Below are 13,696 nucleotides of genomic sequence, written 5' to 3' on the forward strand. Positions count from 1 at the left end.
CCGTTGCCTAGGGCAACATGAGGAACGCGATGCTGTTCGGTTGGTGGATGACAGGCATGGACTTGGCCATGTTGGGGCTGGAGGCGCAGGGTGTGATCGCCCAGCGCCTGGCGATGTTCGCCCTGGGCGGTCCCGCGGCTCAGGCCGAGGCGCAGCTGATGGTGACCGAGAAGATGCTGGCCGCCGGGGAGGCCGCCCTCATGCTCGCCGCGGGGGCCTCGAACGGCAAGGTCATCCGCAGCTACCGGCGGAAGGTCCAGGCCAACGCGCGGCGGCTGAGCAAGGCCTGACCCGCCCCGGTCGGCGGGGGTCCGCCCGGATCTGCGATCAGATCAGGAGCCGGGTGGTTTCGCCCTGCTGCGACAGCAGCGCGACCGCCTTCCGATCGAAGGAGACGAAGGTCTCGCCGCCCAGCCAGCGGCCTTCATGGGCGATGACGCCGTCGGCGAAATCACCGCCGGCTTCGAGCAGCGCGAGCCTGGCTTCCACGGCGGGCCGGTTCAGGGCGACGTTCCCGGCATTGAGCAACGCGCGAATCGCGGCCGCCACATCGGCCGTCGCGAGCTTGGCGCCCCGCCGCAGGATCCAGACCAGCTCGCACAGGCACGGGAGCGGGACCGCGATCAAGGCCGGGTTCCGGAGCAGGTTTCGCGCCGCGCGTTTGTTCGGGATCGTCGGCCAGAATCGCACGCGCCCACACGTTTGTATCGACGGAGACGTTCATTCGCCGTCCTGCACGCCGGCCCAGCCCGCGGCGGTGATGTCGTTCATCGCCTCGATCGTCAGGGGCTTATCCGGCCTCACTTTGCCATCGAGGACATGAAAGAAATCATCGATGGTGCCGGCCGGTCGCGCAACCCGTATCCGCAGCTCACCGCCCGGTCGTTTTTCGACGTCGAGCTGCTGCCCGGGTCCGGCGCCAAGATGTTGGAGCAGGTCCCGTTCGAGCGTGACTTGCCCTTTCGCTGTCACCGCGAGGGATGCCATTGCGGCCTCCTTAAGATCGCCCGGGATGAAACAGGACTGCAGAATCCCACATCCATCAATTCCAGCTGCCGACGGAACGGCAGAACCCGCGCTCAGCGATTGAGCGCGGGGTCCGTGGATCGGTCCGACCCGCAGTCCCTCTCGTCATCGCGAGCGCACGGAAGCGACTCGGGGGAGCCGCGACATCCGGAAGCGTGGCGCTGCCCTCTGCCCTGGCTCACTGGGCTCCACGCGCGAAGAGCGGGTGGATTCTGAAGCGGGTATCCGGGCTCAGTTCCCCGCCGCCGTCCGGAACGTGTCGCAGGCCTTGGTCTGGCCGCTCTTGTAGCCGGCTGAGAACCAGCGCTGGCGCTGAGCCGAGGAGCCGTGGGTGAAGGAATCCGGCACCACGTAGCCCCGCGCGCGCTGCTGCAGCGCGTCGTCGCCGATCTGGGCTGCGGCGTTCAGGGCCTCGTCGATGTCGCCCTGGTCGAGTTCGGCGTATTTGTCGTTGGAGTTCTTGGCCCAGACGCCCGCGAGGCAATCGGCCATCAGCTCGATGCGCACCGACAGGGCGTTTGCCTCGGTCTTGCTCGACGCCTGCTGCTGGCGCGCCTGGACCTTGCCGAGGATGCCGAGCACGTCCTGGACGTGGTGGCCGACCTCGTGGGCGATCACGTAGGCGTAGGCGAAATCGCCCTTCACGCCGAACTTCGAGGCCATCTCCTTGAAGAAGCCCGTGTCCAGGTAAACCTTCTTGTCGAGCGGGCAGTAGAACGGCCCCATCGCGGCCTGGGCCGAGCCGCAGCCCGAGCGGGTGCCGCCGGTATAGAGCACCAGGGTCGTCGGGGTGTATTGCTTGCCGGTCTGCTGCGGCAGGATCTGGCTCCACACATCCTCGGTGTTGCCCAGGATCTTTGACGCGAACCGCCCGCTCTCGTCGGTGGGCGCCTGACGGCGCTTGGCCTGCGTCTGCGGATCGGCGGGCTGCTCCTGCTGGCTGTGACCGCCGCCGATCCGCTCGGCGCCGCCGATCAGGATCGCCGGGTTGATGCCCGTGAAGTAGCTGATGATCAGCAGCACCACGATCGTGCCGATGCCGAGCCCGCCGGCGCCGCCGCCGGGAAAGCCCATGCCGCCACCGCCGCCCTCGCCCCGGCGATCCTCGACGTTGTCGGAGCTGCGTAGATCTTCCCAGCGCATGGGGTCCCGCCATCGATGCTGCTGCGCCGGCCGCCGCGGGCGGGACGCAAAGGGTGTGCGTCGTCCTGTCCGGACGGCGGCGAACCGCCGGCGGGACCGAAGCTCTAATGGCGGGAGGGGAGAGCCGGTTCCGCTTGCGCGGTCAAGCTTTCCCGTCAAGCAGGGCGCGCAGGGCGCGAAAATCCCGCCACGCCAGGCGCTTCTGCACCGGCTGGCGCAGCAGGAAGGCCGGATGGAGCGTGGCGAGCAGCTTCACCTCGCGATTCGGCAGCTTGTACGGGAACAGCCGGCCGCGGGTCCGGAGGATGCCGTCCTTGGAGCCGGTCAGCGTCTGGGTCGCGGGCGCGCCGAGGCAGACGATGATGTCGGGATCGACCAGCTCGATCTGCCGCTCCACGAAGGGCCGGCACACCGCCACCTCCTGGGGCGTCGGGTTGCGGTTGCCCGGGGGCCGCCAGGGCACGATGTTGCCGATATAGGCGCTCGTCCGGTCGAGGCCGATCGCCTTCATCATCTTGTCGAGGAGCTGGCCCGAGCGGCCCATGAACGGCTTGCCGATCCGGTCCTCGTCGGCGCCGGGCGCCTCGCCCAGAAACATCACCCGCGCCTCGGGATTGCCGTCGGCGAAGACGAGGTTCTTGGCGGTGAAGCGCAGCGGGCAGGCGTCGAAATCCGCCAGGATCCGCTCCAGCTCGTCGAGGGTCCTGGCCTGACGCGCCCGGGCGCGGGCGTCGCTCGCCGCCTCGTCGGGCTGGGCGCTGGCGGCACGGCCGAAGGTCCGCGGCGCCGCGGCGGGCGGGGCCGAGCCGGGGGGCGGCACGAGCGTGTTGGCGACGGGGCTGACGGGCTGTTCGGCGGGCCGGGGCGCCGCCCGGCGCGGCGCGCGTAAGGCGGGTGCGGGCGCGTCGGCCTCGCCGAAGCGGTCGTGCGGGTGCTCGTCGAGCGCCGCGTCGGCGCCGGCCTCCACGTGGAAGTCGAGATAGGCGATCAGGTCGGCTTGCGCGTCGGTGGGGCTCGGCATGAGGATGATCATGTGGGGTCACAGCAGCCTGTGGACAACTCTTGAAACGCGTCAGCCGCCAAGGACTTGTGTGACCGACTTGTGTGACCGACTTGCGTGACCGAACAACGCGGTGCCGGAATCCCCGGACACGGATCGTCCCACCCCCCATCCTGAGATGCCGAGCGCAGCGGAAGCCTCGAAGGAGGGCTCCAGGGATCGTGCGGCTGGCTGGAGGGCTCCTTCGAGGCGGCTTCGCCGCACCTCAGGCCGCACCTCAGGATGAGGGAGTGGATGGAAGGACCCCGATAACCCTCTCGGGTGCGGCAAAGGGAACTTTGCCTTGAGCGTGAGCGTCGGCAACTTGCCTTTCTAGCCTGGAATCGCTTGAGACGGCAGCAGGAGGGTCGCCGCGGCGCCCCTGAGACAAGAACACGGAGAGGCGAGGATGGCGCTGCCCGAACGCGAGAGCATGGATTTCGACGTGGTCGTGGTGGGCGCAGGCCCCGCCGGCCTCGCCACCGCGATCCGCCTGAAGCAGCGCGCCGCCGAGATCGGCGAGGAGATCTCGGTCGTCGTCGTCGAGAAGGGCTCGGAGGTCGGCGCCCACATCCTGTCGGGGGCGGTGATCGACCCGATCGGCCTCGACCGGCTGCTGCCGGACTGGCGCCAGGACCCGGAGCGGCCGCTGAAGACGCAGGTCCAGCGCGACGAATTCATGATGCTCACCAAGAACAGCGGCCTCACCCTGCCGAACCTGTTCTTCCCCAAGCTCATGTCGAACCACGGCAATTTCGTCGGCTCGCTCTCGAACACGTGCAAGTACCTGGGCGCCCGGGCCGAGGCGCTCGGCGTCGAGATCTATCCGGGCTTCCCGGCCTCCGAGGTGCTGTTCGACGAGAACGGCGCCGTGGCGGGCATCGCCACGGGCGATCTCGGCATCGGCAAGTCCGGCGAGCCGCGCGACGACTACACCCGCGGCATGGAATTGCGCGGCAAGTACACGGTGTTCGGCGAGGGCGCCCGGGGCAACCTGACCAAGGGGCTGATCCGGCGGTTCGAACTCAACCGGCACAGCGACCATTTCAAGTACGGGCTCGGCGTGAAGGAGCTCTGGCAGCTCGCGCCCGGCAAGTTCGAACCCGGCCTCGTGCGCCACACGATGGGCTGGCCGCTGCCCAACAAGGCCGGCGGCGGCTCGTGGCTCTACCATTTCGACGACCACCTGCTCTCGGTCGGCTTCGTCACGCACCTGAACTACGAGAACCCGACCCTGTCGCCGTTCGAGGAGTTCCAGCGGTTCAAGACGCATCCGATGATCGCCGAGACCTTCGAGGGCGCCAAGCGCATCGGCTACGGCGCGCGGGCCATCATGGAGGGCGGCTGGCAATCGGTGCCGAAGCTCGTCTTCCCCGGCGGCTGCCTGGTCGGCTGCTCGGCGGGCTTCGTGAACGTGCCGCGGATCAAGGGCTCGCACAACGCGATCCTGTCCGGCATGCAGGCGGCCGACGCCATCGCGGACGCCCTGAAGGCGGGCCGCGCCGGGGACGAGCTCACCGCCTACGAGGCCGGCTGGCGCGACAGCCCGATCGGGCAGGACCTGAAGGCCGTGCGCAACGTCAAGCCGCTCTGGTCGAAATACGGCACGCTGGTCGGCGTCGGGCTCGGCGGGATCGACATGTGGGCGACCAGCATCCTGGGCGCCTCGCCGTTCGGCACGCTCTCGCACGGCAAGCCGGACCATGCCTGCCTCAAGCCGCTCGCGGAGGTGACGCCGATCACCTACCCGAAGCCCGACGGCAAGCTGACCTTCGACCGGCTCTCCTCGGTCTACCTGTCGAACACCAACCACGAGGAGGACCAGCCGCCCCACCTCAAGGTGCGGGACATGGAGCTGCAGAAGCGCTCCGAGCACGACGTCTACGGGGGGCCGTCCGGCCGCTACTGCCCGGCCGGCGTCTACGAATGGGTGGAGGACGCCTCGGCGAGCGACGGGGTGCGCTACCAGATCAACGCGCAGAACTGCGTCCACTGCAAGACGTGCGACATCAAGGATCCGAACCAGAACATCGACTGGGTGACGCCGGAGGGGCCGGGCGGGCCGAATTATCCGAATATGTGAGGGCGGACCCACGCTCTGGACAATCCGCACAATCCGGACGAAAATACGCGAAGCTGGAGGGTTGCCCCGATGGCACGGGATTTCGCGGCTGGGCGGGACGAACTCGATATCCGGTCCGACGACGTGCTGGCCGTGCTCCGGAGGCGCAATCCGGGGGCGAAGCCGGAATCGTTGGAGCATACGGCAGGCCTGATGGCTGCGGTCGGCCGGGCAGTAGGGCAGGGTGATGCAGTCCGGGCCATGCACGCCGTCCTGGACCATCTGAAGGCTGATGAAGGACCGGGCCCGTCCAAATCCGGCGAAGGGGCGGCGCAGACACTCATCCTGAACCCACAGGGCGCCCTCGAAGTCAGTCGCGGCGCGCCGGCGGGCGCAATGATCGATCGGCGGGAGGGCTTGAAGCGGCTCGCGGCCCGCGCGCTTCCGGTGACGCTGGAAGAGTGGGCCGGGCCCCTGGCAGGCGCGGGCGAGATTGCGGCCCGCCTCGGGATCGCGCGATCCACCCTGCAGGACTGGCGGCGCAACGGCGCGGTGGTGGGCTTGCTGAGTGGGACACGCAAGCACCTGTTCCCCCTCGCCCAGTTCGTCGATGGCCGCCCGGTCGAAGGGTTGGCACCGGTGCTGGCGATTGTCGGCGATCCGCGCACCGCCTGGTTGTGGCTGATCGAACCGTATGCGCGCGGCGGATCACCGCTCGAAGACCTGAAGCGCGGACGGGTTGCTCCCGTCATCGACGCGGCCCGCGATGACTTCGCGTGAGCCGAGGCTCGATCACGCGGTTCTCGCCAGCCTCGCCCTCGCCTTCCAGCCGATCAGCTATTACCGCGTCACACCCTTGTCATATCGATCGACTCCCCTCGGCATGGGCTTCGGCCGGTCACGTTTCTCCAGTCCCGACGACGGCTTCAAAGTCCTCTACCTCGCCGCGGACCTGACGACAGGCATTGCCGAGACGCTGATCCGGGATCGCTTCGAAAACCGCCGCCGACGCCGCATCGGCGCGGCGGAAATCGCGCGCTGGGGCGTGACGCGGGTCAGCGCGTCCAGGCCGCTGACCGTCATCGACCTGCGCACCACCGGCCTGCTCCGCCTCGGTATCTCCACGGATGCCGCCCGCGCCAAGGCCCATCACCACGGCCCGCATCTCAGCCGCGCGATCCACACGATGAGCGATGCCGACGGCATCCTGTACGGCTCGCGCTTGACCAGCGCGGCCTGCTGCGCCGTCTATGACCGCGCCGTCGCGGCGCTGGCAGCGGAGCCCGTCACCGAACTCCTGCAGGACGCTTCCCTCACGGCCGTGCGCGACAGTCTGGCTGTCGAACTGGTGATGTCCGCCTGATCCGGACCACGCCCCGCGCCATCCTTTCGCCTTGCGGGGCTGGCGGGATGGGTTCAGTGTCCCCGGCGATTTTTCGGGGATAACCCGCCCGTTTCGCGCCCGGCCCCTTGGCGGCCCGGCGCCCAGGAGCCGCGATCGGTTCATGATGACATCCCGCGCCCGCCGGAGCGTTTCGGCGCTCGCCCTTCTGCTCGCCGCCGGTCTGCCGCAGGCCGTGCTGGCCGCGCAGCCGAAGGAATCGGCCCCCGTCACCGATTTCGAGCCCGCGGATTCGCTGGAGGGCAACTTCCTCTCCGCCTACATCGCGGGCGCCGCCCGGGACACGGCGGCCGCCGCCACCTTCTACCGCGAGGCCGTGAAGGCCGACCCGCGCAACGCCGAACTCGTCGAGCGCGCCTTCATCTCGCTCCTGGCCGACGGCGCCCTGCCGGATGCGTTCCGCACCGCCGAGAAGCTGATCGCCCGCGATCCGACCAACGGGCTCGCCAACCTCTCCCTCGGGGTGCGCCAGATCAAGGCCGGCCAGTGGGCCGCCGCCCGCCAGAATTTTTCGCGCAGCGGCCGGGGTGCGGCGACCGATCTCACCGCCACGCTGCTCACCGCCTGGTCGTATGCCGGCGCGGGCGACGGCAAGAAGGCGCTGGAGACCGTCAACAAGCTCCGCGGCGAGCGCTACTACAACACGTTCCGCGACTACCATGCCGGCCTGATCGCCTCGGTGACCGGCGACAACGCCGAGGCCGAGCGGCGCCTCAAGGCCGCCTACGACGCCGATCACAACACCCTGCGCATCGTCGACGCCTACGCGCGGCTCGAAGCCAGCCTCGGCCGCACCGACCTCGCGATCCAGGCCTATTCGGATTTCGACCAGCTCTCGCCCCGCCACCCGCTGGTGCGCGACGCCCTCGACAAGCTCAAGGAGGGCAAGCCCCTCACGCGGCTGATCGCCAACGCCCAGGAGGGCGCCGCCGAGGTGCTGTACGGGCTGGGCTCGGCGGGCTCGACCCAGGGCGACGAGCTGCCCGCCGTGATCTACCTGCGGCTCGCCCTCTACCTCGCCCCCGACCACGCGCTCGCCCGGCTGACGCTCGCCGACACGCTGGACCGGATGAAGCAGCCCGAGCGCGCCAACGAGGCCTACGCGCAGATCCCGGCCAATTCCCCGCTCAAGCTCAACGCCGACATCCAGATCGGCCTGAACCTGGAGCAGATGGGCAAGAGCGACGAGGCGCTGGAGCACCTCGACGCCACCATGAAGGCGCATCCCGACGACATCGACGTGATCACGGCGCTCGGCAACGTCCAGCGCGCGCACAAGAAGTACGAGGAGGCGGCCGCCACCTACACCCGCGCCATCGACCTGATCGGCAACCGGCCGCAATCGAACTACTGGACGACCTACTACTTCCGCGGCACCGCCTACGAGCGCGCCAAGCAATGGCCGAAGGCCGAGGCCGACCTGAAGAAGGCGCTGTCCCTGGTGCCGGCCGGCCAGCCGGCCGCCAAGGCCCAGGTGATGAACTACCTCGGCTATTCCTGGGTCGATCAGAACACCAATATCGACGAGGCGTTCAAGCTGCTGCAGCAGGCGGTCGAGGCCAGCCCGCGGGACGGCATGATCGTGGACAGCCTCGGCTGGGCCTATTACCGCCTCGGCCGCTGGGACGACGCGGTGCGCGAATTGGAGAAGGCGGTCGAGCTGAAGCCCGGCGATCCGACCATCAACGATCACCTGGGCGACGCCTACTGGCGCGCGGGCCGGCGGCTCGAAGGCAAGTTCCAGTGGCAGCACGCCAAGGACCTGAACCCCGAGCCGGACGACCTCGCGCAGATCAACGCGAAGCTCAAGGACGGGCTGCCCGAGATCGAGAAGCCGACCGCCACCGCCGAGACCGTGCCGGCCCCGGTGGCCGCGCCGCACAACCCCGAGAACCCGGAACTGCCCAAGGGCGCGCCGCAGCCGCACGAGGCGCCGGGCGCCGCCGACAAGGCCAAGAAATCGGGGGGCTGACGGGCCCCGGTTGCGGCACGGGCAATCCCATCCACAGACCTCATCCTGAGGTGCCCGCGTCAGCGGGCCTCGAAGGAGCCCTTCAGGGATCACAGTGCCGGCTGGAGCCCTCCTTCGGAGCGCGTTGACGCTGGCACCTCAGGATGAGGGTGTGGGCAGGAAAGCCCGCCCGGTGGCACCCTGCAGGCGCGTGTCAGGCTGCGAACCAAAAAACTTGTTTTGTCCGCCACCTCAGAAAAATCGACGCGCATTTCCCATCCGTTTGACGCACACTGCGCCGCCGTTCGCGGGCGGCCGCCCGCACGGGTGGATATCCGCACGGCAACAGCCGGCGGCGGGCACCGAGCCCGCGACTCAGGAGGGGAACGCCCATGCCGTCAGACATCGAGATCGCCCGCGCCGCGACCCTGAAGCCGATTGCGCAGGTCGCCGAGACGCTCGGCATCCCGGATGACGCGCTCCACCCTTACGGCAAGCACATCGCCAAGATCGACCACGGCTACATCGCCGGGCTGGAGAACAAGAAGCCCGGCAAGCTCGTGCTGGTCACCGCGATCTCCCCGACCCCGGCCGGCGAGGGCAAGACCACCACCACGGTGGGCCTGGGCGACGCGCTGAACCGCATCGGCGCCAAGACCATGATCTGCCTGCGCGAGCCCTCGCTCGGGCCGTGCTTCGGCATGAAGGGCGGGGCTGCCGGCGGCGGCAAGGCGCAGGTCGTGCCGATGGAGCAGATCAACCTGCACTTCACGGGCGACTTCCACGCCATCACGGCGGCCCACAGCCTCGCGGCCGCGCTGATCGACAACCACGTCTACTGGGCGAACGAGCTCAACATCGACGTCCGCCGCATCCACTGGCGCCGCGTCGTCGATATGAACGACCGGGCTTTGCGCCAGATCACCCAGTCGCTCGGCGGCGTCGCCAACGGTTTCCCGCGCGAGGACGGGTTCGACATCACCGTGGCCTCCGAGGTGATGGCGGTGTTCTGCCTCGCCAAGGATCTGGCCGACCTGGAGGAGCGCCTCGGCCGGATCGTCATCGCCGAGACCCGCGACCGCAAGCTCGTCACCCTCAAGGACGTGAAGGCGACCGGCGCCATGACGGTGCTGCTCAAGGACGCCCTGCAGCCGAACCTCGTGCAGACGCTGGAGGGCAACCCGGCGCTGATCCATGGCGGCCCCTTCGCCAACATCGCCCATGGCTGCAACTCGGTGATCGCCACGAGGGCCGGCCTGCGGCTCGCCGACTACACGGTGACGGAGGCCGGATTCGGTGCCGATCTCGGCGCGGAGAAGTTTTTGGACATCAAGTGCCGGCAGGCGGGCCTCACTCCCTCGGCGGTGGTGGTGGTGGCGACCATCCGCGCCCTCAAGATGCATGGCGGCGTCGACAAGAAGAACCTCGGGGCCGAGAACCTCGACGCCCTGGAGAAGGGGTTTGCGAATCTGGCGCGGCACGTCACCAACCTGCGCGGCTTCGGCCTGCCGGTGGTGGTCGGCGTCAACCACTTCTACGCCGACACGGATGCCGAGCATGCCCGGCTCAAGGAGCTGTGCCGCGAGCGCCTCGACGTCGAGGCGATCACCTGCCGCCATTGGGCCGAGGGCGGGGCCGGGGCCGAGGATCTCGCCCGCGCCGTGGTGAAGCTTGCCCAAGCCCAGCCGGCGCCGATCCGGTACGCCTACGAGACCGAAGCGCCGCTCACCGACAAGATCCGGGCGATCGCCACCAGGCTCTACGGCGCCGCCGACATCCAGATCGAGACCAAGGCCGCCGGCAAGCTCGCGACCTTCGAGAAGGACGGCTACGGAAACCTGCCGATCTGCATGGCCAAGACGCAGTACTCCTTCTCCACCGACCCGACCCTGATGGGCGCGCCGGAGGGCCACATCGTCGGCGTGCGCGACGTCCGGCTCTCGGCCGGCGCCGGCTTCGTGGTGGCGATCTGCGGGGAGATCATGACCATGCCGGGCCTGCCCCGGGTGCCGGCCGCCGACACGATCCGGCTGGATGCCAACGGGCAGATCGACGGGCTGTTCTGAGAGACGCGCGCGGCCTTGCCAAGGTTGGCTCAAGGCCGCGCGGAACGCTCCCAGGGACTCGGCGAAACCGTCCGCAGGGCTCTGCCCTGCACCCGCAAAAGGTCGCAGACCTTTTGAAACCAGGACTTACGCGTCCCCGAACAGCGCCACCGCCAGCCGCGAATGATCCGCGCGCAGGCGACCCACATCGATCCCGAGCGGTTGCCCGTCGATCACCCGCCAGCGCCCCGCCACCATCACCCGGTCGGCTCGGGTGGCCCCGCACAGGACCAGGGCCGCCAGCGGGTCGTGGGCGCCGGAGAAGCGCAATTCGTCCAGGGTGAACAGCGCGAGATCCGCCTCCCGCCCCGGTTCGATCTTCCCAATGTCCGAGCGGCCCAGGCACGCCGCCGACCCCTCGCTCGCCCAGCGCAAAGCGTCGAGATGCGTCACCGCCTCCGCGCCATAGGTGAGCCGGCTCAGCATCACCGCGTGGCGCACGCCCTCCATCAGGTTCGAGCTGTCGTTCGAGGCCGAGCCGTCGACCCCGAGGCCGACGGGGGACCCCGCCGCCTCCAATTCGCAGGTGCGGCAGCGGCCGGATGCCAGGGTCATGTTGGAGGTCGGGCAATGGCACACGCCGACCCCCGCCTTGCCGAGCCGGGCGACCTCGGCATCGTTGAAGTGGATGCCGTGGGCGAGCCACACCCGGTCGTTCAGCCAGCCGACCTCCTCCAGATACTCCACCGGCCGGCACTGGAACATCGACTGGCAGTAATCGTCCTCGTCGAGCGTCTCGCCGAGATGGGTGTGCAGGCGGCAGCCGTGGCGGGCGGCGAGATCCGCACTCTCGCGCATCAGGCGCTGGGTCACCGCAAACGGCGAGCACGGCGCGAGCCCGATCTGCACCATCGCGCCGGGGGCGGGATCGTGGAACAGGTTCAGCACCCGCTCGCTGTCGGAGAGAATCGTGTCGTCGTCCTGCGTCAGCGCCTGGGGCGGCAGGCCGCCCTCCCGGTCGGACAGGCTCATCGAGCCGCGGGTCACGAAGGCGCGGATGCCGAGAGCCCGGGCCTCGTCCACCTGGACGTCGACCGAATCCTCCAGCCCCTTCGGAAACAGGTAATGGTGGTCGCCCGCCGTGGTGCAGCCCGAGAGCAGCAGCTCGGTATAGGCCACCCGCGTGGCCAGCCGGAACGCCTCCGGGGTGATCCGGCCCCAGATCGTGTAGAGCGCCTTCAGCCAGGGGAAGAGCGGCTTGTTGATCGCGATCGGATGGGCGCGGGTCAGCGTCTGGAAGGCGTGGTGATGGGTGTTGATCAGCCCGGGGATCACCACGTGGCGGGACGCGTCGAAGGTCTCGTCCACCGGGGCCGCGGGCCGGGCGCCCGCCGCCACGTGTTCGACGATCCGGGTGCCTTCCACCACGATCCCGCCTTCCGCCCCAGCGGCCAGGATGGCGAGGGGGTTGCGGATCCAGAGGCGGCGTGATGCCGGTCCAGCTGCTTGCGCCATGCGTCCGACCGCTCCCATTGCCCCGACGGCCCTGCGTAGCGGACGGGACGGAGTGCCCGCAACAGCCGCGTCGGCGCGGCGGCCAGGGTTGACGGATTCGGGCCGCCTTGAGAAACGTCACGGGGACTGACCTATCACCCGTTGGGAGCGGCCGCCCCGTGCCACGGACAGCCCCGCGTGAGGAGATTTTCGCGGCGACACCGGTCCCGGGCGCCGCGCCGGCCGCCCTCGGCAGCGACGACCTGATCGAGCTCCTGTTCTTCGCCTATCGCGACTTCGTGGGGGATCCCGACCGGATCCTGTCGGCCTACGGCTTCGGCCGGGCGCATCACCGGGTGCTGCACTTCGTCGACCGCTATCCGGGCCTGACCATCGCCGAGCTCCTCGACATCCTGCGGATCACCAAGCAGAGCCTCAACCGGGTCCTGAAGGACCTGATCGGCCAGGGCTACGTCGCGCAGAAGCCGGGCCCGAGCGACCGGCGCCAGCGCCTCCTGTACTGCACGGAATCGGGGGCGGAGCTCGCCGCCGACCTGACCCGCGTCCAGGCGCGCCGCCTCGCCCGGGCGCTGGCGGCACCGGATTCCCGGGGCTCGCCAGAGGACTTCTTGATGGCGATGATCGAGCCCGAGGACCGCCCGGCGGTCCAGCGCCTGATGGCGCGCCGCGGGACGGGAGCGCCCGCCGCCGACGGGGGCACCGGTTCGGCGCAGGAGAGCGCGGCCCAACGACGATTGAGAGCCACGCCCGATCGCGGCGCGATCGGGAACGGCTCCGGCGGGGGCGGCGCATGAGCCATCCCGCCCGGGCCGACCTGCCCGACGAGGCCCCGCACGTCCTCGTGGTCGACGACGACCGCCGCCTGCGCGAATTGCTCGCCCGCTACCTGACCGACCAGGGGTTCCGGGTCACCGCGGCCGCGAGCGCCGCCGAGGCCCGGGCCCGGGCCCAGAGCGTGGTGTTCGACGCCATGGTGCTCGACGTGATGATGCCGGGCGAGAACGGCTTCGACTACGCCCGCAGCGTGCGCGAGACCTCCCGGGTGCCGATCCTGATGCTCACCGCCCGCTCCAACCCGAACGACCGCGTGATGGGCCTGGAGATCGGGGCGGACGATTACCTGCCCAAACCCTTCGAGCCGCGGGAACTGACGCTGCGGCTCAACAACATCATCAAGCGCGGCGTGCGTCCCCGCGAGGCGGCCCCCGAGACCGTGACCTTCGGGCCCTTCGCGTTCCGGATCGACCGGGGCGAGCTGCGCCGGGACGACGAACTGATCCGCATCACCGAGCGCGAGCGCGAGATCCTGACCATCCTGGCGCTGGCGGGCGGCGCCAACGTGGAGCGCGAGCAGCTCGCGGGCCCCGATGGGGCGGCAGCGGAGCGCACGGTCGACGTGCAGATCAACCGCCTGCGCCGCAAGACCGAGGTCGATCCCGCCAATCCGGTCTTCCTCCAGACCGTGCGCGGCGTCGGCTACCGGCTCGCGGTGGATTGAGGGGCCGGCGGAGGC

12 protein-coding genes and 1 pseudogene are annotated in these 13,696 nt (G+C 69.6%); 8 read left to right on the forward strand and 5 right to left on the reverse strand.

The window, feature by feature from the left end; genetic code table 11:
- Nucleotides 1–29 precede the first annotated feature (29 nt).
- The gene (locus FVE89_RS15210) at nt 30–290 is read left to right on the forward strand and encodes a hypothetical protein (RefSeq protein ID WP_160534770.1); all 261 of its coding nucleotides are present in this window, start codon (nt 30–32) and stop codon (nt 288–290) included.
- 37 nt (nt 291–327) lie between these two features.
- On the opposite strand, the pseudogene FVE89_RS15215 reads toward FVE89_RS15210, so the two are convergent.
- The 4 genes and pseudogenes from FVE89_RS15215 to FVE89_RS15230 form a co-directional block, all read right to left on the reverse strand.
- Nucleotides 328–724 (reverse strand): annotated as a pseudogene (locus FVE89_RS15215) (type II toxin-antitoxin system VapC family toxin).
- Nucleotides 721–987 carry an AbrB/MazE/SpoVT family DNA-binding domain-containing protein gene (locus FVE89_RS15220; RefSeq protein ID WP_160534771.1) on the reverse strand — a complete coding sequence of 89 codons (267 nt, stop codon included), beginning with the start codon at nt 985–987 and terminating at the stop codon, nt 721–723. The pseudogene FVE89_RS15215 and the gene FVE89_RS15220 overlap by 4 nt, the downstream one beginning before the upstream one ends.
- 270 nt (nt 988–1,257) lie before the next feature.
- Nucleotides 1,258–2,169, reverse strand: coding sequence for a neutral zinc metallopeptidase (locus FVE89_RS15225; protein WP_160534772.1), 912 nt, complete (start codon nt 2,167–2,169; stop codon nt 1,258–1,260).
- Between the two features lie 142 nt (nt 2,170–2,311).
- The gene (locus FVE89_RS15230; protein WP_246730790.1) at nt 2,312–3,190 is read right to left on the reverse strand and encodes a uracil-DNA glycosylase; all 879 of its coding nucleotides are present in this window, start codon (nt 3,188–3,190) and stop codon (nt 2,312–2,314) included.
- A 427-nt stretch (nt 3,191–3,617) separates the two neighbouring features.
- Here FVE89_RS15230 and FVE89_RS15235 point away from each other — a divergent pair, with 427 nt between their 5' ends.
- The 5 genes from FVE89_RS15235 to FVE89_RS15255 all read left to right on the forward strand — a co-directional run bounded on the left by FVE89_RS15235 (nt 3,618) and on the right by FVE89_RS15255 (nt 10,689).
- The gene (locus tag FVE89_RS15235) at nt 3,618–5,291 is read left to right on the forward strand and encodes an electron transfer flavoprotein-ubiquinone oxidoreductase (RefSeq protein ID WP_160534774.1); all 1,674 of its coding nucleotides are present in this window, start codon (nt 3,618–3,620) and stop codon (nt 5,289–5,291) included.
- Nucleotides 5,292–5,360: 69 nt separating this feature from the next.
- Complete coding sequence (locus FVE89_RS15240) at nt 5,361–6,050, forward strand: hypothetical protein (protein WP_160534775.1); 690 nt, start codon at nt 5,361–5,363, stop codon at nt 6,048–6,050.
- Nucleotides 6,037–6,633 carry an RES family NAD+ phosphorylase gene (locus FVE89_RS15245; RefSeq protein WP_160534885.1) on the forward strand — a complete coding sequence of 199 codons (597 nt, stop codon included), beginning with the start codon at nt 6,037–6,039 and terminating at the stop codon, nt 6,631–6,633. The genes FVE89_RS15240 and FVE89_RS15245 overlap by 14 nt, the downstream gene beginning before the upstream one ends.
- Before the next feature lie 142 nt (nt 6,634–6,775).
- Nucleotides 6,776–8,644 (forward strand): tetratricopeptide repeat protein, encoded by a 1,869-nt coding sequence (locus tag FVE89_RS15250; protein WP_160534776.1) that lies wholly within the window; start codon nt 6,776–6,778, stop codon nt 8,642–8,644.
- A gap of 371 nt (nt 8,645–9,015) precedes the next feature.
- Complete coding sequence (locus FVE89_RS15255) at nt 9,016–10,689, forward strand: formate--tetrahydrofolate ligase (RefSeq protein ID WP_160534777.1); 1,674 nt, start codon at nt 9,016–9,018, stop codon at nt 10,687–10,689.
- Between the two features lie 126 nt (nt 10,690–10,815).
- Here FVE89_RS15255 and FVE89_RS15260 read toward each other — a convergent pair whose 3' ends face one another.
- Nucleotides 10,816–12,183, reverse strand: coding sequence for an 8-oxoguanine deaminase (locus FVE89_RS15260; protein ID WP_160534778.1), 1,368 nt, complete (start codon nt 12,181–12,183; stop codon nt 10,816–10,818).
- 185 nt (nt 12,184–12,368) lie between these two features.
- On the opposite strand from FVE89_RS15260, the gene FVE89_RS15265 reads away from it, so the two are divergent.
- Both FVE89_RS15265 and FVE89_RS15270 read left to right on the forward strand, forming a co-directional pair.
- The gene (locus FVE89_RS15265; protein WP_342390073.1) at nt 12,369–12,977 is read left to right on the forward strand and encodes a MarR family transcriptional regulator; all 609 of its coding nucleotides are present in this window, start codon (nt 12,369–12,371) and stop codon (nt 12,975–12,977) included.
- Entirely contained in the window at nt 12,974–13,681 is a 708-nt protein-coding gene (locus tag FVE89_RS15270; RefSeq protein ID WP_160534779.1) for a response regulator, read from the forward strand. The genes FVE89_RS15265 and FVE89_RS15270 overlap by 4 nt, the downstream gene beginning before the upstream one ends.
- Nucleotides 13,682–13,696 lie beyond the last annotated feature (15 nt).

Source organism: Methylobacterium sp. 2A (genome assembly GCF_009806555.1).
In the GTDB taxonomy this organism is placed as follows: Bacteria; Pseudomonadota; Alphaproteobacteria; order Rhizobiales; family Beijerinckiaceae; genus Methylobacterium.